12 protein-coding genes are annotated in these 18,430 nt (G+C 73.2%); 10 read left to right on the top strand and 2 right to left on the bottom strand.

All coding sequences use genetic code 11. The annotated features are described in order from the left end of the window. Positions 1-92 precede the first annotated feature (92 nt). From HBH26_RS06040 to HBH26_RS06085, 10 genes are all read left to right on the top strand, one after another. A complete protein-coding gene (locus tag HBH26_RS06040; RefSeq protein ID WP_239024601.1) occupies positions 93-3,419 on the top strand; it encodes a M10 family metallopeptidase C-terminal domain-containing protein in 3,327 nt (1,108 codons plus the stop codon). 28 nt (positions 3,420-3,447) lie between these two features. Next, positions 3,448-4,845, top strand: coding sequence for an exopolysaccharide Pel transporter PelG (pelG, locus tag HBH26_RS06045; RefSeq protein ID WP_168133703.1), 1,398 nt, complete (start codon positions 3,448-3,450; stop codon positions 4,843-4,845). Continuing rightward, positions 4,842-5,699, top strand: coding sequence for a glycoside hydrolase family 191 protein (locus HBH26_RS06050; protein WP_338057266.1), 858 nt, complete (start codon positions 4,842-4,844; stop codon positions 5,697-5,699). Before pelG ends, HBH26_RS06050 begins: the two co-directional genes overlap by 4 nt. A gap of 61 nt (positions 5,700-5,760) precedes the next feature. After that, the gene (locus HBH26_RS06055) at positions 5,761-7,371 is read left to right on the top strand and encodes a tetratricopeptide repeat protein (protein WP_168133704.1); all 1,611 of its coding nucleotides are present in this window, start codon (positions 5,761-5,763) and stop codon (positions 7,369-7,371) included. Further along, the gene (locus HBH26_RS06060) at positions 7,368-8,837 is read left to right on the top strand and encodes a hypothetical protein (RefSeq protein WP_168133705.1); all 1,470 of its coding nucleotides are present in this window, start codon (positions 7,368-7,370) and stop codon (positions 8,835-8,837) included. Before HBH26_RS06055 ends, HBH26_RS06060 begins: the two co-directional genes overlap by 4 nt. Further along, the gene (locus HBH26_RS06065; RefSeq protein WP_168133706.1) at positions 8,834-9,766 is read left to right on the top strand and encodes a hypothetical protein; all 933 of its coding nucleotides are present in this window, start codon (positions 8,834-8,836) and stop codon (positions 9,764-9,766) included. Before HBH26_RS06060 ends, HBH26_RS06065 begins: the two co-directional genes overlap by 4 nt. Then, a complete protein-coding gene (locus HBH26_RS06070; RefSeq protein ID WP_168133707.1) occupies positions 9,763-10,563 on the top strand; it encodes a hypothetical protein in 801 nt (266 codons plus the stop codon). The genes HBH26_RS06065 and HBH26_RS06070 overlap by 4 nt, the downstream gene beginning before the upstream one ends. Beyond that, positions 10,560-12,029: a GT4 family glycosyltransferase PelF gene (pelF, locus tag HBH26_RS06075; RefSeq protein ID WP_168133708.1), complete on the top strand. Its 1,470-nt coding sequence runs from the start codon at positions 10,560-10,562 to the stop codon at positions 12,027-12,029. Before HBH26_RS06070 ends, pelF begins: the two co-directional genes overlap by 4 nt. A 103-nt stretch (positions 12,030-12,132) precedes the next feature. Then, entirely contained in the window at positions 12,133-14,445 is a 2,313-nt protein-coding gene (locus HBH26_RS06080; RefSeq protein ID WP_168133709.1) for a TonB-dependent receptor, read from the top strand. A 32-nt stretch (positions 14,446-14,477) separates the two neighbouring features. Next, complete coding sequence (locus HBH26_RS06085; RefSeq protein ID WP_168133710.1) at positions 14,478-16,130, top strand: alkaline phosphatase D family protein; 1,653 nt, start codon at positions 14,478-14,480, stop codon at positions 16,128-16,130. Here the strand turns inward: HBH26_RS06085 and HBH26_RS06090 are convergent. Next, positions 16,073-17,605: a sensor histidine kinase gene (locus HBH26_RS06090; protein WP_168133711.1), complete on the bottom strand. Its 1,533-nt coding sequence runs from the start codon at positions 17,603-17,605 to the stop codon at positions 16,073-16,075. The genes HBH26_RS06085 and HBH26_RS06090 overlap by 58 nt on opposite strands. Next, positions 17,592-18,395, bottom strand: a complete 804-nt coding sequence (locus tag HBH26_RS06095; RefSeq protein WP_168133712.1) for an alpha/beta fold hydrolase — start codon at positions 18,393-18,395, stop codon at positions 17,592-17,594. The genes HBH26_RS06090 and HBH26_RS06095 overlap by 14 nt, the downstream gene beginning before the upstream one ends. Positions 18,396-18,430 lie beyond the last annotated feature (35 nt).

Consider the following 18,430-nt stretch of genomic DNA (forward strand, 5'->3'; position numbering starts at 1 on the left):
GCGCGAGCATGGCCGTTATTGCGCCGTAACGGCGTGAGGCTTGGTCGATTCGATCCCGTCCGCCGGCATTCTATCTGTCCGGGGGGACGACCATGGTGACCATCGACGGCCAGCTGAACGACTGGACGCTGGCCGACCGCATCGATCGCGGCGCCAATGCGGGCTACGCGATCTATGCGAGGAGCCAGGGCAGCGACATCATCTTCGCGCTGACGGCCCCTCAGGCGATCGGCGCGAACACGACGGCGTGGCTGAACACCGACCGCAACACCGCGACGGGCCACCAGATCTTCGGCTTCGCGGGTGGGGCGGAATTCAACGTCAACGTCGGCGCTGACGGACGGGTGTCGCTGTTCGCCGGCGCGGCGGGGCAGACGCCGGTGGTGGAGGGGCTGGCCGCGAGCTGGTCCGCGGATCGCACGATCCTCGAGTTCGCGGTGCCCAAGGCGGCGATCGGCAATCCCAATGCGGTCGACACGCTGTACGACGTCAACGACAACGTCTTCCTGCCGGGCAGCTACTCCGATCCGGGCTTCACCGTCTTCAACGACACCGGCGTGCAGGCGGATCCGGCGACGCGGATCGCGATCGTCTACTCGGAATCGACGGCGAAGAACTATTTCAGCGAGACCGCCTATTCGCAGCTGTTCATGGCGGCGCAGAGCCAGGCGATCCAGGCCGGCGTGCCCTTCGACATCCTGACCGAGGCGGACCTGACCAGCCTGGCCACGCTGGCAAAGTACGACAGCATCGTCTTCCCCTCGTTCCGCAACGTGGAGGCGGCGCAGGCCAACACGATCGCGCAGACGCTGGAGCAGGCGACAAAGCAGTTCGGCATCGGGCTGGTCGCGGGGGGCGAGTTCATGACGAACGACGCCGCGGGCAATGCGCTGGCGGGCGACAGCTACGCGCGGATGAAGCTGCTGTTCGACGCGACGCGGGTGACGGGCGGCACCGGCGACGTGACGCTGAAGGCGACCGACGCGGCCGGGCTGGTGCTGGACGGCTATGCCCAGGGGCAGACGATCCGCAGCTACACCGGCGTGGGCTGGAATGCCTTCGCCAGCGTCAGCGGCACCGGCACCACGATCGCGACGGAGACCGTGGGCGGGCAGGATTACGCTGCCGCCATCGCGACGAAGACCGGGGGGCGCAACGTCCTGTTCTCGTCCGAGGCGGTGATGGCGGACGCCAACCTGCTGCAGAAGGCGATCGACTACAGCGTCAACGGCAGCGGCCTGTCCGTCGGCCTGCAGATGACGCGCGACGCGGGCCTGGTCGCCGCGCGCGTGGACATGGACCAGAGCCAGGAGAGGATCGAGGTCAATCCGGACGGCACCGCACCCGGCATCTACGACAAGCTGCTGCCCACGCTGGCCGAGTGGAAGGCGGCGTACAACTTCGTCGGCAGCTACTACGTCAACGTCGGCAACGATGCGGCAGGCGGGCAGGAGACCGACTGGGCGGTGTCGCTGCCGGTCTACAAGTCGCTGATCGACATGGGCAACGAGCTCGGCTCGCACAGCTACACCCATCCGGAGAACACGAACCTGCTGACGTCGGCGCAGATCGCGTTCGAATTCGGCGAGGCGCGCCGCGTGCTGGAGCAGAAGCTGTCCGCCTATCTCGGCAAGGCGACCGGCGTCGGCGGCACCGCGGTGCCCGGCGCGCCGGAGCAGATCGCGACCAGCCAGGAGATACTGAAGCACGTCGATTATCTCAGCGGCGGCTATTCGGGCGTCGGCGCGGGCTACCCCAACGCCTTCGGCTTCATGACGCCCGGCAACGCCGCGGACGGCAAGGTCTACCTTGCGCCGAACACCGCGTTCGACTTCACGCTGATGGAGTTCCAGAAGAAGACCGTGGCCGACGCCGAGGCGGCCTGGGCAACGGAGTTCGCGCAGCTGACCGCCAACGCGGACGCACCCGTGGTGGTGTGGCCGTGGCACGATTACGGCCCTACCGCCTGGAGCAGCGACGGCGCCTCACCCTACGTGAAGCAGATGTTCACGAACTGGATCGCGCGCGCGGCCGACGCGGGCATGGAGTTCGTGACGCTGGCGGACCTCGCAGCCCGGATCACGGCGTTCGACGCGACCACGATCGCCTCCAGCGTGGCCGGCGACACGATCACCGCCACGGTTTCCGCCAATCCCGGCACCTTCGCGCTCGACGTCGACGGGCAGGGCGGCAAGGTCATTCAGAGCGTCGCCGGCTGGTACGCCTATGACAAGGACAAGGTCTTCCTGCCACAGGCGGGCGGAACCTTCGTCGTCACCATGGGGGCGGTCGCCGACGACGTGACGCGGATCACCGAGCTGCCGATGCGCGCGTCGCTGGTGTCGCTGAGCGGCGACGGGCGCGATCTTTCCTTCACGCTGGCCGGCGAGGGCAGGGTGGTGGTGGACGTGAAGGCACCCGGCACCGACTGGGTCACCTGGTCCGGCGCGTCGAAGGTGAGCATCGTCGGCGAGGTCCTGACGCTGGACGTCGGCGCGGCGGGGACGCACGCAGTGAGCGTCGGGCATCAGGCCAATGTCGGCCCCGTCATCACGTCGCTGGGCGGGGGCAACACCGGCAACGTGTCGATCGCGGAGAACAATGCCGCGGTCGGCACGATGGCGGCCACCGACGCCAACATCGCCTGGGGCGACAGCGTCAGCTGGTCGATCGCCGCGGGTGGCGACGGCGCGCTGTTCGCGATCGACGCGAAGACCGGTGCGCTGCGCTTCCTCGACGCGCCCGATTTCGAGAAGCCGCTCGACGCGATCAACCGAGACAGCATCTACGACGTCACCGTCGTCGCCACCGACGCGAAGGGCGCGAGCGACAGCCAGCTGGTCTACGTCACCGTCACCGACGTGGTCGGCATCACCCGCACCGGATCGCTGTTCGGCGACAGGATGGCCGGCACCGGCGAGCAGGACACGCTGGACGGCAGCTGGGGCAACGATACGATCCAGGGGCTGGGCGGCAACGATCGGCTGTTCGGCGGCTGGGGCAACGACACGATCGACGGCGGCGACGGCGACGACCTGATCGTCGGCGGCTGGGGAACCGACCGGATGACGGGCGGCGCGGGACGCGACACCTTCCGCTTCGAGAGCTGGCTGGACACCGGTACGCTGTCCTCGCTGCGCGACGTCATCACCGATTTCCGACCCGGCGAGGACCGGATCGACGTGTCCGCGATCGATGCCAACGGATCCGTCTTCGCGCGTGGCGACCAGGCGTTCGCGCTGTTGCAGCAGCCGGGCGCGGCGTTCACCGCCGCGGGGCAGCTGCGCTACAGCTACCAGACGGTCGGGGGCGTCGATTACACGATCGTCGAGGGGAATACCGACGGCGACCGGTCGGCGGAATTCGCCATCGCGCTGATCGGCCGCCACATCCTCTCCGCCAGCGACTTCATTCTTTAACCGGCCGCCGGCTACGGACGATGGAAGGATGGCGGGCGTAGGATTCCAGCTGGCGCGCATGGCGCGGGACGGTGGCGTCGGCGGGATCGCCGGCGCCGCGCTGCATGGGGCTGCCATCAGCGCGGGGCCGTGGCTCGTGACCGCCGCGGCGATGACGGCCTTCGACGCGTGGACCGCGGCGCATCTCGCCGCGGACGGCGCGCGGATGGTGCAGACGGTGCTGGTCTACGCCTTCAGCCTGTCCGCGCTGGTGGCCGCGCCGATCGGTGTCGTCGCGACCCGGCTGGTCGCCGACCGGCTGTTCGCCGGAGAGATGGAGCGCATTCCCGGCATCATCGTCGCGGCGCTCGCGGCCGGCGGGGCGGCCGGGCTGTCGCTGGGCGCGCTGCTGTTCGCCGGGCCGGCCGCGCTGCCGCCCGCGCCGGCGGTCGCGGGGGCGGTGACGCTCGCCTGGCTGGCGCAGGTGTGGATCGCCGCGCCGCTGCTGACCGCGCTGCGACGCTATCGCGCGGTGCCCGCGGCCTATCTCGTGGGGGCGGGGCTGGCGGCGGCCGTCCTGCTGCTCGCCGCTCCGCGTGACGCCGTGACCGCGCTGGTCGTCGTGGCGGCGGGATGCGGGACGACGCTGGCTGCCATCGCGGTGCTGCTGCGGCGGCACTTCCCGCACCCCGCGGTGCTGCCCGCGCGCGACGTGCTGCCGCCGCGGCTCGCGTGGCTGGTGGCGCTGTCGGGCGTGGCGGGCGTGGCGGCGATCTGGATCGACAAGTGGCTGCTGTGGCACGCGCCGGGCAGCGCGGCGGTGCTGGGTGCGCTGCGGCTGAACCCGATCAACGACCTCGGCAGCTTCCTGGGCCTGCTGACGATGGTGCCGGGGCTGACGCTGGTGCTGATCGTGGGCGAGACGCGGTTCGACGTAGCGTTCGGCAACCTGATGGCGCGCTGCACCGGGACGTCATCGCTCGATCGGATCGAGGAGGCGCATCGCGAGCTCGTTTCGACGATGCTGGCCGCGCTGCGGCTGCTGGTGCTCGTCCAGGCGATCGTCGCGGCGCTCGCCTGGGTGCTGGCGGTGCCGCTGCTCGACCTGATCGGCGCGGACGTGCGCGCCATCTTCGCCTTTCGACAGACCGCGGCGGGAGCCGTGTTCCACCTGCTGGCGATCGCCGCGACGGTGGTGCTCGCCTATTACGACCTGTTCGGCCGCATCCTGCTGACCTGGGCCGCCTTCGCCCTCGCCAGCGCGGCGGCGACGCTGGGGCAGTTCGACGCCGGCTTCGCCGCAGACGGCTGGGGGTATATGTCGGGCGCGATCGTCGGCGCGGCGGTGGGCGTCGCGCTGGCCGGGGAGGCGACGGCGAACCTCGTCTACCTGCTGTTCGTCGGCAACAACCCGGCCGTGGTCGGCCCCGGCGGACGCGTGCTGTGAGCGGGATCTGGAGCCGCCGCGGGGCGATGGCGCTGGGACTGGGCGCGGCGGCGCTGGGGTTGGGCGGAGCTGCCGATGCCGGTCCCTTGGACTGGGGCATCGACTATGGCGCGGCGACCGATCCGGCGACCGCACGCCGCTACCGCCTGCTGGTGCTGGAGCCCGATCACGCCCGGCCGATCGCGCCGCTGCGCGGGGCCGGGGCGACGCTGCTCGGCTACGTCAGCTTCGGCGAGGTGGAGCGGCAGCGGCCCTACGTGGCCGCGCTCGAGCGCGCCGGCGCGCTGCTGGCGCCGAACCCGAACTGGCCCGACGCGCGGCTGGCCGACCTGCGCCATCCGCTGTGGCGCGCGACGCTGATCGACACGGTGATCCCGGCGATCCTCGCCCAGGGGTATGACGGCATCTTCGTCGACACGCTCGACAATGCCGAGGCGCTGGAGGCGCGCGAACCGGGCGCGATGGCCGGCATGGTGGCGGCCGGTGCCGCGCTGATCGCGGCGGTGCGCGCGCGCTTCCCGCGGATGCGGATCATGCTGAACCGCGGCTACGCCGCCTTGCCGCAGGCGGCGGCGCACGTCGACCTCGTGCTGGCGGAGGCGATGGCGACGCGGTGGAGCTTCGCCGCGCGCCGCTACGAACGGCTGAGCGACGACGACTGGGCGTGGCAGGCGACCCGGCTACGCGCCGCGCAGGCGCGCAACCCCGCGTTGCAGGCGATGACGCTGGATTACTGGGACCCGGCCGACCCGCGCGCCGTGGCGGCGCTCTACGCCCGCGAGCGGGCGGCGGGGTTCCGCCCCTATGTCGCAACGCTGGCGCTGGACCACCTGTTGCCGGAGCCGCGCGCGTGACGCGGCTTCGCACCGCCGCGCTGCCGGTCGCCGCGGGCTGCGCGCTGCTGGCGGTGAGCTGGTGGCTGCTGCCGGGGCGCGGCGAGGTGGCGACCGCCGCCGCACGCGCCGCGCCGGCGCCGGTGGTGCGGGCGGTGCCGCCCGCGGCTCCTCCCTCCGGTCCCGCCACGCCGCGCTGGCGACGCTGGTGGCGAGCGCGGATGCCGCGGCGCTGGCGCGCGAGACCGCGCGGCTGGCGGCGGCGGGCGTGCCGGTGTCGACGCAGCAGGTGGCGTGGGACCTGAAGGCGGCGGGGCGCGCGATGGTCGCGCTCGACTATCTTGCACTGCGGCCCGACGGTGCCACGGCGGCGACGTGGCGGCTGCGGGTCGAGCTGGCGCGGTCCGCCGACAGACCCGCCGCGGTGACGGCGCTGCTGGAGACGGCGGCACGCCGGCCCGGCACCGCGCCGACACAGGACCTGATCGAGGCGGCCTATCAGGCGCAGCGGCCGGACTTGGTCGCCGCGGCGATGATCGCCGGCGTCGTCCCGCCGATGGAGGCGGCGCCCGGCGTCGATCTCGTCCGCCGGCTGGATGCGGCGCGGCGCCACGACCTGATCGCGCAGCTGGACGCTGCCGTGCCCTCCGACTGGCCCGCGCGGGATCCCTGGCTGGCGATGCGCGTGGCGATGCACGCGAACGACCGCGCCGCCGCGATGCGCGCCGCCGCGCTGTTTCCTCCCGGCCAGCGCGACGCCGCGCGCGAGGCGGTGCTGACCCGCGCGGGCGACCAAGCGGCGCTGCGCGCGCTGTGGCTCGCGCAGGCGGCGCGACCGGGCGCGGACCGCGCGGCACTGGCGGAGCGATTGCTGGCGGCGGGATGGCGCGAAGACGCGAGGGCAGTGCTGCGCGCGGCCGCCACCGGCGGGGCGGACGAGCGCGTCGCGCGGCGGCTGCTGTTCCTGATGGGCCCGCGACCGGAGGCGGAGGACCTCGCCTGGCTGAGGCGGCGGGCGGCGACCGACGCCGGCTGGCTCGCCGCCTATGCCGAGCGCGATCGACCCGCGGCGGCGCTCGCGTTCCTCGCCACGCATCCGCTGGCGGCGACCACGCCGGTGCTGCTGATGCGGCTGCGATTGGCGCGCGCGACGGGCGATGCGGCGGCGGGACGGACGGCGCTGGCGACGCTGCTGGACGGACGGCCGCTCGACGCGGAGACGCTGCGCCGCGCCGGTGCCGACCAGCCGCGTGGTCTTCCTCCCGCTCTGGCGGAGGCGCTGACCGCGCGCCGCATCACGGCGGGCGTCGCCGCGCCGGACGAGGCGAGGGATCTCGCCTGGTCGGCGTGGAACCGCGGCGATGCGGGGGCGGGGGAGCGCTGGCTCACCGCGCTGCTGCGCATCGCGCCCGAAGATGCCGGCGCGCTGCGGCTGATGGCCGACGTGCAGGCGAGGCGCGGGGGCGCGAAAGCGGCGCGGCCGTGGCTCAATCGCGCGCTCGCCGCCACGCCCGAGCCGTCTCGCGAGCGGGCGGAATTGCTCGACCGCCTGGGCCGCCGCGACGAGGCGCTCCTCATTTTGGCGGGCCTGCGTGCCGACGCGCCGCGCGACCGGGCGCTGGCGGCGATGCACGCGCGGATCCTGCTGGCGGCGGGGCGGCCGGGGCAGGCGCGCGCGGTGCTGGCGCCGTGATCGCGCTGGCGTTCCTGATGGCGCAGGCCGTCCCGACGCTGGCGGTCGCGCCCGCGATCTACGCCGACGCGGACCTGAGCCGCGGTGCCGCGCGGCTGGCCTGGCCCGCGGGGACGCGGCTGTCGGTGGCGGAAGCGGAGGGCGAAGTGATCGCGCGCTTCGACCGCGCGCTCGCGCCGCACGAGGTGGAGGCGTTCCGCGTCGCCGCGGGCGAGGCGCTGGAGGATCTGCGCTGGAACGACGACAGCCTGGTGCTGCGCGCGGCGCCCGGCTGGACGATGCGCTGGCGCCGCGAAGCCGTCGCGCTGGCCGTGGATTTCGTTCCGCCACCCGCCGATGCCGCCCCGGCGGCGGACGACGACGGCGCACTGGACGCGGAGATGGCGATGGTGGAGGCGGATGCCGCCGCCGGCTATCCCGGCCGCGCGCGGCGTCGCGCGACGGCGCTGGCCGCTGCGCATCCCGGCGACCGGCGCGTCGCGCGACTGGTCAGCGACGCGCGCGCGGCGGACGGCGATACGGTCCACGCGGCCGAGGGCTATCGCGCGCTCGCCGCCGACGATCCCGCGGCGCGCCGGACGATGGCGCAGCGCCGCGGCACGGTGGCGGCGAGCGCGATCGCGCGCGACGGCGGCGACCTGTCGCAGGTGGAGGCGGGCGCGCGCGCGGACGTGGCGATCGACGCGCGCTGGACTGCCGGTGCCGGGGTGCGCCGCATCGCGACGCGGATCGACAGCGCAGGCGGTCGGCAGGACACGGGCTCCACCGTCGTCGACGCCGCACTCGGCATCGCGCTGGAGGGCGCGGCTCGCGCGCAGGTGCTGCTCGCCTCCGCCATCGACGACGACGTCACCGGGGGCGGGGTGCGGCTGGTCGCGGGATCGGCGGAGGCGCAGTTGCGCGCGCTGGTCGTCTTTCACATGCCCGATTTCTCCACCGGGGCGCAGGCGCTGCGGGGCGGGCACCTGTCGCGCGTGCTGCTGGGCGGCAGCTATCGCCTGTCGCCCGACTGGGTCGTGCAGGGCGACGCGGGCTGGCACCGCTACGGCCTGGCGGGCGAGGGCGCGGCGGCGGACAGCGTGGTGGTGGCGGGCGGGATCGACCGGCTGCTGCGCCGCGGCGTGCCCAGCATCGGCGTCGGATACCGGCTGGAGGCGGAATATGTCCGCCGGCTGCGACGCGACGCCGCGGGCACCGCGATCGTGCCGCTCGCCACGCGGGAGAACCATAGCGTGCAGGGGACGGTCAGTGCGGCGCTGGGCGGCGTCCAGTGGAGCGGGCAGGCGGGCTACACCGTCGATCGCTTCGGCGGCAACGGGCCGACCGCGGGCATCGGCTTCAACGCCGCCATGGGCGACGGATGGCGCGTCGATGGCGGTGGCGGCGTCACCTCCGTGTCGCGCCCCGGCTTCTCCGGCACGCAAGTCTACGGGCGGGCGCAGGTGACGCGGGGGCTGGGGTGGTGAGGCGCTGGCGGGGCATCCTGCGCGTGGCGGCGGAGATGGCGGCGATGTTCGCGCTGCTGTTCGCGGCGGACCAGTGGGTGACCGGCGGGCGCGCCTTCGCGAGCGTCGCGCCCAACCCGCTGTGGCTGCCGGTGCTGGCCTTCGCCATGGCGTATGGCACCGGCGCCGGCGTGGTCGCGGCGGCGCTGGCGGGGGCTTACTGGCTGCACGGCGCGGGCGCGACCGTCACCGACGCGGACTATCTCGACCGGCTGCTCCACCTGTCGCTGCCGCCGCTGATGTGGTTCGTCGGCGCGGGCGTGGTGGGCGAGGTGACGCTGGCGCGCGGGCGGCGCGCCGGCTGGCTGCGGCGGCGTGTGGAGGCGGGCCAGCGCGACCTGCGCCGGCTGGGCGCACAGGTGGACGACCTGCTGCGCGCCAACCGCGCGTTGCAGGTGCGGCTGGCGACCGGAGCGGGTGCGAGCGGCCGGATCGTCGCGCTTGCCAGCGGTCTGGGCGCGCGCGACCCGGCGGCGCGGCGCGACGCGATCTGCGCGCTGATCGCCGAGGCGGCGGGGACGAGCGATTTTACCTGCTACCTCCCAGCGGCGGACGGCGGCGCGCGGGCCTGGCTGCGCGGCGCCGCCGCGGGCGCGCGGGCGGAGGCGCTGGCCGAGCCGCTGGTCGGCATCATCCGCAAGCGCGCGGGGTTGCTCCACGTCGGGCGCCGGGCAGACCGCGTGCCGTTGCAGGGCGTCGGCGTCGCCGCGGTGCCGCTGCGTGCGGCGGGCAGCGGCGAGATGATCGGCGTGCTGGTGCTGCACGACCTGCCCTTCGCCGCGCTGGACACGTTCGGCCTGGCCGCGCTGGCGGAGATCGGCGACTGGCTGGCCCCGTTGCTGGGCGAGGCGCCGCGGGTGGCGCGCGGCGGGGTGGAGCTGGTGGCGTGAAGCGGGTGCTCGCCGCGGCGGCGGCGCTCGATGCCGCGCTGCTGCTCGCGCGACCCTGGCCGCGCGCGGCGATCGCGGCGCACGTGGTGCTGACGCTGGCCGCGGGGCTGCTGTGGCTGCGCGCGCCGCGGCCAGGCGTCGCGGCAGCCATCGCCGTGCCGCTGGGGCCGGTCGCGATGCTGGCGGCGCAGCTGCTGTCGCGCGCGCAGAAGGGCGAGGGGATCGCGCCGCCGCGGGCCGGAAACGCGCCGACCGCGATGGGGACGGTCGGGCGGCTCCTCGATGGTCGCGTGCGCCCGGTCGCGCCCGAGGCGCTGGGGTCGCTCGCCCTGGTGCTGCGCCACGGCGACATCGCCGCGCGGCGCAGCGCGCTGGAGGCGGTGGTGCGCTCGTTCGAACCCGCGCTGTCGCCGCTGGTCGCGCAGGCGCTGAGCGATCGCGACCAGACGATCCGCGCACTGGCCGCGGCGGCGGCGGCGCGCGTGGTGCAGAACCTGGCCGTCGCGCGCGCGCGGTTGGAGGCGCGCGTCGCCGCCGGGGAAGACGGCGCGCGCGACGCGCTCGCCGCGCTGCTGGGCGATCACGCGCGCGACAACGTGCTGCTATCCGACACGCAGCGCACGCAGCTGCGCGTCGATCTTCTCGCGCTGTTGCCCGCCGACCGACCGGCCGCGGTCCGTCGTGCGGAGGCCGCCTGGGCCACGGGAGATTACGCGCGACTGGACGCACTGGTCGAGGCCGACCTGGGGCAGGAACTGGCCGGCATACGCGGCTGGTGGCGCGCGGAACGGACATGACGCAAGAGGTCGAGGCGGACGTCTGCCTGATCGTCGAGGGCGCCTATCCCTTCGTCGTCGGCGGGGTCTCCGCCTGGTTGCAGGACCTGATGGAGAACCTGCCCGGCGTGACCTTCGCCATCGTCGCGATCAAGGCCGACGGCGATCCGCAGCCCGCCCGCCTGACGCCGCCCCCCAACGTCGTCGGCATCACCGAACTGGCGCTGGCGCCCGACACGCAGATGCCGCGCCGGATCGACGATGCCGCCGCGGCGTCGATCGCCGACGCGCTGGTCCGCTTCCTCGCCGGCGGCGGGGTGGAGACGCTCCATGCGCTGATCGACCGCGTCGGCGCGATGAAGGGGGTGCCGCGCGCGGGCGACATCATGGCGCATCCCGCGGTGTTCGCGCGGCTTCAGCGCTTCTACCGCGCGATGCTGCCGAACGCGTCCTTCCACCATTATTTCTGGGCGATGCGGGTGCTGCTGGGCGGTCTGCTCGCGGTGCTGACGGGGCCGCTGCCGCGCGCGCGGGTCTATCACACCATCTCCACCGGATTCGCCGGGTTGCTGGCGGCGCGCGCCGCGCGGCAGACGGGGCGCCCGGCGTTCATCACCGAGCACGGCATCTACCTGCTGGAGCGGCAGATCGAGGTGATGATGGCGGACTGGATCGGCGATCAGGTGGATACGGGGCTGGAACTGGATCGCAGCGTCCGCGACCTGCGCGACCTGTGGGTGCGCGCGTTCACCAGCTACGCCGGCGCCTGCTACGAGGCGTGCGACCCGATCGTCGCGCTCTACGGCGACAACAATGCGGTGCAGCGACGCCTGGGCGCACCGCCGCAGCGGGTGCGCGCGATCCCCAACGGCATCGACGCGTCGCGATTCGACGACCTGGCCGATATGCGCGATCCGGCCGCGCCGCTGGTCGCGCTGCTCGGCCGCGTGGTGCCGATCAAGGACGTGAAGACGTTCGTGCGCGCCGCCGCCCTGGTCCACGCCGAACGGCCCGACGTCCGCTTCGCGGTGCTCGGCCCAGCGGACGAGGACGCGGGCTACGCCGCCGAGTGCGCCGCGCTGGTCGCGCAGCTCGGCATCGGCGACGTCTTCTCGTTCGAAGGGCGCGTACGAATCGACGAGTGGCTGCCGCGGGTGGACCTGCTCGTCCTCACCAGCCTGTCCGAGGCGCAGCCGCTGGTCATCCTGGAGGGGGGCGCGTGCGGCATCCCGGTGGTGGCGCCCGACGTGGGCAGCTGCCGCGAGATGATCGAGGGCCGCGGTGGCGCAGACAGCGACTACGGGGGCATCGTCACGCCGCTGGTGAATCCCGGCGCGACCGCGGCGGCGATCCGGCGCGTCCTGTCAGAGCCGGGATTGCGTGACCGCATGGGACAGGCGATGCGCGCGCGCGTGCTGCGCGACTATGACCACGCGACGATCATCGGCGCCTATCGCGACATCTACCGGGCGCTGGCGCGCGGCTGACGAGAACTTTCTGCCGGTGACGCCGAACCGCCATCGAAGTGTCGCACGAGCGTAACGACGGGCGACCAACAGCCCCCTCGATCACAGAACATCGGGGGACATCATGACGTTGCGCCATTCTTTCGCGTGCCTGCTGCTCGCGTCCACATCGCTCGCCGCACAGCCCGCGCTGGCGCAGGCGTCGGTGCAGGAACCGACGCGGGCGGGCGATGACGACCTCGTCGTCACCGCACAGAAGATCGAGCAGCGCGTATCCGACGTGCCGATCACCATCTCCGCGCTGACGGGCGCGCGCATCGCCGAGCTGGGCGTCGGCGACCTTGACGAATTGTCGAGCTACGTGCCCGGCCTCAACGTGCAGGAGCAGAGCGCCAACAACCCCGGGATCGTCATTCGCGGCATCACCAGCGACAGCGGATCGGCACAGCAGGGGCCGCGCGTCACGCTCTACTACAACGGCGTCGACATCTCGCGGTCGCGCGGATCGTACCAGGCGATCTACGATCTGGAGCGGGTGGAGGTCATCAAGGGGCCGCAGGCGACGTTGTTCGGCACCGCCAGCGCGGTCGGCGCGATCAGCCTCACCTCCGCGCGGCCCAAGTCCGGATTTTCCGCTGCGCTGACGGGTGGCTACGGCAACTTCGAGTCGACGCTGCTGTCGGGCTTCGTCAACGGCGGCAACGACACGATCGCCGGGCGCGTGGCGTTCGAGTGGAAGACGCGCGACGGCTACGTCGAGAACCTGTCGCCGCGCCAGCGCCGCGACCTGTACGCGCAGGACCAGCTCGGTATCCGCTCCTCGCTGCGCTGGACGCCGAGCGATGCGTTGACGGTGGACCTGATCGGCACGTACGACCGGCAGGACAACGGCGGCACGCCGTTCGTCAGCCGCGCGCTGCCGACCGAGGACGGGCCGGGCAACCCCTTCGGCCGCGCCAACCTGGGCGGGTCGCCGCTGTCCGCGCAGGTGCTGGGCGCACCGCAGCTGGGCCTCAAGCGCGAGGTGTACGACGCCAATCTGACCGTCGCCTACGACCTGTCGCCCGGCCTCACCTTCACCACCGTCAACGGCTATCGCGAGTTCGACAGCCTGGAGATCTTCGACGCGGACGGCTCCGCGGCCTGGTATCTGGAGTTCGGCGAGCTCGCGACCGGCTGGCAGGCGAGCCACGAGGGGCGCTTCTCCTACGCCGATCCGCGATGGCGCGCCGCGTTCGGCTGGAACGTGTTCGTCGAGCGCGGCAAGCAGAACGTGCCCTTCTCGTCGGAGGAAGGCACCTTCCTGCAATGCGCCGCGCGGGTGATCCCCGGCCTGCCGTGCATCGATGCCGCGGGGGCGGTGCAGGCGGCGCGCGCCACTGCGCTGTTGACGGGCGGGCGACTGTCGCAGGTGCCGTACAGCTCGGTGTTCGAGAACCAGGGGCGCAACGACAGCTACTCGGTCTTCGCCGATGCGACCTACATCCCCGTGCCCGCGCTGGAGCTGACCGCGGGCGCGCGGCTGCTGATCGAGCAGCGGCGGTCGGGCTTCTTCGCGCGCGTGCCGCGCCCACTGCTGAACCCGACGGCGACCTCGCTGATCCCGGGCCAGGTCGACACCGGCGGGCAGACGTTCGAGGCGGTGCGCAGCTTCGCCGCGGTGCTGCCGCGCTTCAACGCGCTCTACCGCCTCAATGACGACGTCAACGTTTTCGCCACCGTGTCGAAGGGGCGCCGCTCGCCGGTGGTGCAGTTGAACGCCGCGCTGGCGGGCGGGCGCGCGGTGCCGAACCTGCAGCTGGTGCCTGAGGAGAAGGTGTGGAACTACGAGGCGGGGCTGAAGGGGCGCCTCGGCATCGCGTCCGGCTCGCTCGGCGTCTATTATCAGAAGTACGACGGCTTCCAGGTGAGCGTCGTCGGCACCGACGGCGTCGCGCGCACGCAGAGCGCGGGCACGGCGAGCAATCTGGGCGTGGAGGCGGAGCTGAACGTGCGGCCGACGCGCTGGCTCTCCGTGTTCGGTAACGTCGGCTATATCGACGGCGGCATCGACCGGGGCAACAATTTCGCGCCCGCCTTCGCCGGCGCGCGCTTCCGCCTGCAACCGGAATGGCAGGCGGCGGGCGGCCTGACGATCGACGCGCCGCTGGGCAGGGGCATGCGCCTGTTCGCGACGCCCAGCATCACCTATCGCAGCCGCATCTTCTTCGAGGTGCCGAACAACCCGGCGATCGCGCAGGGCCCGGTGACGCTGGTCAACGCGCGCGCCGGCGTCGGCTTCGGCGACGGGCGCTACGAGGTGGCGGGCTTCATCCGCAATGCCTTCGACCGTGACTATCTGCTGGACGCGGGCAATACCGGGGGCGGGTTCGGCATTCCCACGTACATTCCGGCGGAGCCACGCTTCTACGGCGTGCAGCTGAGCGCGCGTTACTGAACCGGGGCAAGGGAACAAAGGGAGAGGGAGCGATGACGATCGATCGTCGCGGCGCGCTGGCGCTGCTGAGTAGCGGGGCGGCGCTGTCGCTGCCGGGTGGCGCCGCGGGGCAGGGGGCGGACGCCCGCTTCGCGCACGGCGTCGCCAGTGGCGATCCGGCCGCGGACGGCGCGGTGATCTGGACGCGCGCGACCGTCGCAGGGGGTGGCGACGCGCCGCTCGACTGGCACGTCGCCACCGCGCCCGATGCCGCGCCGGTGAAGACCGGCCGCGTGATCGCGCGCGCGGCGGCGGACCATACGGCGAAAGTGGAGGTGGGCGGGTTGAAGCCGGGGAACGAGTACCACTATTGGTTCACCTCCGGCGCCGCGCGCTCGCCGGTCGGCCGCTTCCGCACGCTGCCGGTGGGCGCGGCGCAGGAGCTGGTGCTGGCAGTCGCTTCGTGCCAGCTCTACCCGGGCGGGTTCTTCAACGCCTATGCCGACATGGCGGCGCTGCCGCGGCTCGACGCCGTCGTGCACCTGGGCGACTATATCTACGAATATGGCGAGGACGGCTACGGCGGCGACATCGGCAAGCGGCTGAACCGCGTGCCCGATCCGACGCACGAGATCCTCACGCTGGCCGACTACCGCCGCCGCCACGCGCAGGTGAAGGCGGATGCGGACATGCAGGCGGCGCACGCGCGCGCCGCGTTCATCTGCGTCTGGGACGATCACGAGGTCGCCAACGACGGCTGGATCGGCGGTGCGGAGAACCACGACCCAGCGACCGAGGGCGACTGGAAGGCGCGCAAGGCCGCGGCGATGCAGGCCTATTTCGAGTGGATGCCGATAAGGGAGCCGCGCCGCGGCACCGCGCGGGAGGCGATCAACCGCAGCTTCGAATTCGGCGACCTCGCCACGTTGGCGATGGTGGAGACGCGGCTGCTCGCCCGCGCCGAGCAGGTCGCGCCCAAGGGGCAGGCGCCGTCGCCCGACCAGTATCGCGCCGCGCTGGCCGAGCGTGCCCGGCCGGACCGCGAGATGCTGGGCGCGGGGCAGCAGCGCTGGCTGGAAGGCGTGCTGACACGGTCGGTGAAGCGGAAGGTGCCGTGGCAGGTGCTCGGCAATCAGGTGGTGATGGCGCGCGTCGCCGGTCCCGATCTCGCCAGGGCGTGGGGCAGCGCGAAGTACGAGGCGACGCTGGCGGCGATGCCTGCGGTCTATCGTGCCCGCTTGACCGAGGCGGCGGCGAGCTATCGCGCCGGCATTCCGTTCAATCTCGACAGCTGGGACGGCTATCCGCCCGCGCGCGAGCGGCTGTACGCCGCCTTCCGCCGCGCCGGCGCGTGGCCCGTGGTGCTGTCGGGCGACAGCCACGCCGCCTGGGCCAACGACCTGTACGACGATGCGGGGCGGCTGGTGGCGAGCGAGTTCGGCGCGACCGCGATTACCAGCCCGTCCTACGGCTCGCTGCTGCCCGGCCTGGGCGCGGTGCTGGCGGCGGAAAACCGCGAGGTCGCCTTCTGCGACCAGGACGCGAAGGGCTACACCGTCCTCACGCTGCGACCCGACCGGGCGGAGGCCGAGTTCGTGGCGGTGTCCACCGTGCTGGCCAGGCCGTTCGCGCGGCGCGTTGTCGCGACCTATCGCATCGCACCCGGCAGCGCGCGCCAGCCGGTGTCGGTTGTGTCCGCCTCCTGACCGCCGCGGGCCTCCTCGGCGGCAGGCAGGTCGACGTGAAAGGTCGCGCCCGGGCCGGCCTGCGCGTCGAGCGCGATCGTACCGCCGTGCGCCTCCACGATCGCCTTGCTGATCGCGAGGCCCAGACCCGTGCCGGTGGTGCCGCCGCGCGGCCGCTGCTCGCCGCGGGCGAAGCGGGTGAACAGCTGGTCGCGGAAGGCGGGGGGCACGCCCGGCCCCTCGTCCGTCACGCCGATGCGCCAGCCGCCCGCGTGCCGCGCGAGCGAGACGGTGACGCGCCCGCCCTCCGGCGAGAATTTGATCGCATTGGAGATGAGGTTGCCGGCCACCTGCAGCATCCGGTCGGGATCGACGCTGGCGGTGGGCGCGTCATAGGGCGCGTCGAGCATCACCGTTGCGCCGTGCCGCTGCGCGAACGGGCGGGCGCGCACGATCGCGTCGGCCAGCAGCAGCGACAGGTCGCTCGGCCGAGGCGCGATGTCCAGCCGCTGCGCCTCCGCCTTGTCCAGGTCGAGCAGGTCGTTGACCAGCAGCAGCAGCTGGCGCCCGTTGCGCAGCGCGATGTCCACCAGCGTGGCGGCATCCTCCGGCAGCGACCCCAGCTTCCCCTCCCCCAGCAGTGTCAGCGCGCCCAGGATCGAGGTGAGCGGCGTGCGCAGCTCGTGACTGACGGTGGAGACCAGTTCGTCGCGAAAGCGCGCGACGCGATGCGCGTCGGTGACGTCGTGGAACAGCCACAGCCGCCCGGTCGGCTCCTCCTCGCGGATCCACTGGCTCTCGACGGTGAAGTGGCGGCCGGCATGGTCGATCGCGAAGGACAGGCTGGCCATCGGGTTCTGCGCCAGCGTCGCGGCCTGCCCGTCACCCTCGCGCGAGACCAGCCGCGCCAGCGACGCGGCGACCGCGCGCTCCGATCCCGCGCCGGGCGGCATGTCCAGCAACTGGCGCGCGCGATCGTTCAGGAATACCTCGATCGTGCGGCCGTCGACGAAGACCAGCGGCAGCGGGAGGCTGTCGATCAGCGCGGCGAGCCGGCGCGAGGCGCCGATGCGGCGCGCCGTGCCGTCCTCGCGGCCGAGCAGCCGGTCGATGAGTTCGGCCCAGCGTGCCAGGGCGGCGGGCGCGACGATGCCGTCGCCGACGCTGGCGACGACCAGGTGGCAGGCGCGCGCGCCGACGGGCGCGGCGGCGAAGCGCGTGGGGCGGGTGCCCAGCATCTCCGTCCAGCCGACCGGCAGCCGGCGCGTCTGCGCGTCGAAGATCACGGGCCGGTCGGCGGCGAGGCCGGGCGGCATCCGGACCGGCTGCCCCGCGGCGATCACGGCGGGCCACGCCTCCTCCACCACCGCGCGCCCGTCCTCCCCAGACACGAGCAGGACGATCCCGCCGGGTACGTCCTGCGCCAGCAGGCGCAGCGCCAGCGCGATCGCCGCGCCGCTGGTCTCGGCCGCCGCGGCCCCGCTAGGCGAGGGCATCGCGCACGGCGCTGCGGACCAGCGCGGGGGAGGAGAGGTGGGGAAGGTGGCCGTCGGCGTCGATCCACACCAGCCGGCTGCCGCCGATGTTGCGGTGCAGGTAATAGGCCGCCTGCGGGGAGACCGCGATGTCGTTGCGCGAGTGGATCAGCACGGTGGGTACGCGCACCTGCGGCAGCAGCGCGCGAATATCGCTCTCGAAGATTGTGCGCGCCACGCGGATGGTGACGTCGGGCCGCATGGCGAGGAGGGTGGTGGTGAACTGCTCCACCGCGCTGGGCACGTCCTCTCCCACCGCCGCGGGCGCGAAGCCGGCGACCCACGACTGGTAATTCGCCGCCATCGAATCCAGCAGCGCGACGATGTCGTCCGGCTCGAACCCGCCGACATAGCCGGCGTCGTTGATGTAGCGCGGCGAGGCGTTGAGGAGGACGAGCCGCTCGAACCGCTCGGGCATCTCCACCGCGGACAGGATGCCGACGGCACCGGCGACGGAGTGGCCGACGAAGCTGCATCGCGCGACGCCCAGCTCCTCCAGCAGGTCGAGGAAGTCGTCGGCGAAGTCGGCCAGATGGCGATAGTCGCCCGGATCGAAGCCGTCGGGCAGCAGTGGGCCGGTGCCCGGCAAGTCGAAGAGGATCACCGTCGCCCGTGCCGGCACGGCATCGACGATTCCGTCCCACGCGTGCTGGTCGGTGCCGAAGCCGTGGCCGAAGACGACGATGTCCGGACCATGCCCGATGGTGCGAACGTGGTGTCGCCGTGCCAGCGGTCCGTTCAGCTGGATCAAGGGTGCGTGCCCGTCCGATCGGCGTCCGTCATCCG

Source organism: Sphingomonas corticis (assembly GCF_012035195.1).
Lineage (GTDB): Bacteria > Pseudomonadota > Alphaproteobacteria > Sphingomonadales > Sphingomonadaceae > Sphingomonas > Sphingomonas corticis.

What these genes read in the sequence shown, in the direction of transcription:
- HBH26_RS06040 (WP_239024601.1), top strand. Translation starts at nt 93, where the DNA reads ATGGTGACCATCGACGGCCAGCTGAACGACTGGACGCTGGCCGACCGC.
- pelG (WP_168133703.1), top strand. Translation starts at nt 3,448, where the DNA reads ATGGCGGGCGTAGGATTCCAGCTGGCGCGCATGGCGCGGGACGGTGGC.
- pelF (WP_168133708.1), top strand. Translation starts at nt 10,560, where the DNA reads ATGACGCAAGAGGTCGAGGCGGACGTCTGCCTGATCGTCGAGGGCGCC.
- HBH26_RS06080 (WP_168133709.1), top strand. Translation starts at nt 12,133, where the DNA reads ATGACGTTGCGCCATTCTTTCGCGTGCCTGCTGCTCGCGTCCACATCG.
- HBH26_RS06085 (WP_168133710.1), top strand. Translation starts at nt 14,478, where the DNA reads ATGACGATCGATCGTCGCGGCGCGCTGGCGCTGCTGAGTAGCGGGGCG.
- HBH26_RS06090 (WP_168133711.1), bottom strand. Translation starts at nt 17,605, where the DNA reads ATGCCCTCGCCTAGCGGGGCCGCGGCGGCCGAGACCAGCGGCGCGGCG.